1 protein-coding gene is annotated in these 491 nt (G+C 45.8%); it reads left to right on the top strand.

The window, feature by feature from the left end:
- Nucleotides 1–85: 85 nt before the first annotated feature.
- The coding region (locus PAT3040_RS13715; protein ID WP_373863943.1) for an RCC1 domain-containing protein at nt 86–491 on the top strand (406 nt) is incomplete at its 3' end.

Here is a 491-nt window from a genome sequence, read left to right as displayed (position 1 = left end):
ATGGGGATCCAATTCATACGGTCAATTAGGATTAGGAAACACGACTAGTATTAACATGCCAGCATCCGTAAAAGGCCTAACGGGAGTGAAGCAATTAGCAACGGGTAATTCCCATACCCTGGCCCTGATGGAGGATGGGACGGTTAAGGCGTGGGGCTCCAACTCATCCGGTCAATTGGGATTAGGAGACACAACTAATAGAAACATTCCAACAATAATAACGAGCTTATCAGGAGTGAAGCAATTAGCAACTGGTTATGCTCATACCATAGGACTCATGGAAGATGGAACGGTTAAGACTTGGGGATACAACAATTACGGTCAATTGGGATTAAGAGACACAACTAACAGAAATATGCCAACAACCGTAATAGGCCTAACAGGGGTGAAGCAAATAGTAGCGGGTAATTCCCATACCTTGGCGCTCATGGAGGATGGAACGGTTAAGGCGTGGGGATCCAACTCATCCGGTCAACTGGGATTAGGAAACA

It is taken from the genome of Paenibacillus agaridevorans, assembly GCF_003112455.1.
Taxonomy (GTDB): domain Bacteria; phylum Bacillota; class Bacilli; order Paenibacillales; family Paenibacillaceae; genus Pristimantibacillus; species Pristimantibacillus agaridevorans.
Note: the sequence above shows the minus strand (reverse complement) of the source record. Positions and strands in the feature narration are given on the sequence as shown.